At 47.1% G+C, this 847-nt stretch carries 2 protein-coding genes; both read left to right on the top strand.

Going from position 1 to position 847, the window contains the following annotated elements:
• The first annotated feature begins 56 nt into the window (after nucleotides 1-56).
• Nucleotides 57-296: a glutaredoxin family protein gene (locus B3180_RS13630; RefSeq protein ID WP_011234529.1), complete on the top strand. Its 240-nt coding sequence runs from the start codon at nucleotides 57-59 to the stop codon at nucleotides 294-296.
• Nucleotides 293-847, top strand: a 555-nt coding sequence (locus B3180_RS13635; protein WP_286845056.1) for an ATP-binding cassette domain-containing protein, incomplete at its 3' end; no start/stop codon positions are given. The genes B3180_RS13630 and B3180_RS13635, both read left to right, overlap by 4 nt.

Genomic DNA, 847 nt, shown 5'->3' on the forward strand with positions numbered 1-847 from the left:
ACTTCAAACGCCATAAAGGTATTCATCATTATTATATTATTTCACGGGCTTAATTAATGTCTGCGTTTTATTTGCTAACCAAACCAAATTGTCCGCTTTGTACTCAGGCTATTCAGTTATTGCATTCGCTTGACCTGGAAGAGCCGGTTGAACTTGGAGTAGTCGACATTGCCGAACAGCAGGAGCTGCAAGAAGAGTATGGCTGGTTAGTACCAGTATTTATTCGAGGGAAAGACGACGCCGAGCTGCGTTGGCCTTTCGATGCTAATCAATTGCTGGAGTTTGTAGAGCAATGAGTTTATTACGTGTACAGGATGCTCATCTGGCCTTTGGCGCCGATGCTATTTTAGACGGTGTTGATTTTACTATTGAAGCGGGTGAAAGGGTTTGTTTAGTTGGCCGAAATGGTGCGGGCAAATCAACTTTACTGAAAGCTATCGACAGTGACGTGGTTCTGGACTCTGGGCAAATACAGTGGGTTGGAGATACCAAGGTAACACGCTTACCTCAGGACCCGCCCAAACAGTCTGAGCAGAGAGTATTTGACTATGTTGCCGAAGCTCTGGCGGAATCGGGTAAAGCGTTGGCTCGTTATCATGAGCTCTCAGCCAGCCTTACTGACTCGCCAAGCAGTGCCACACTTGATGAAATGGATAAATTGCAGAATCAATTGGACGCCATTAACGGGTGGCAGGTGAATACGCGAATAGAGCAGGTCTTAACGAAACTGCAATTGCCGGCCGATGAAACCATGGCTTCACTTTCTGGTGGTTGGCTACGTCGTGTGGCTTTGGCTCGTGCCTTGGTTGTTGATCCCGACATTTTGTTGCTGGACGAACCGACCAAC

This window comes from Idiomarina sp. UBA4206 (assembly GCF_002383015.1).
GTDB classification, from domain to species: Bacteria; Pseudomonadota; Gammaproteobacteria; order Enterobacterales; family Alteromonadaceae; genus Idiomarina; species Idiomarina abyssalis.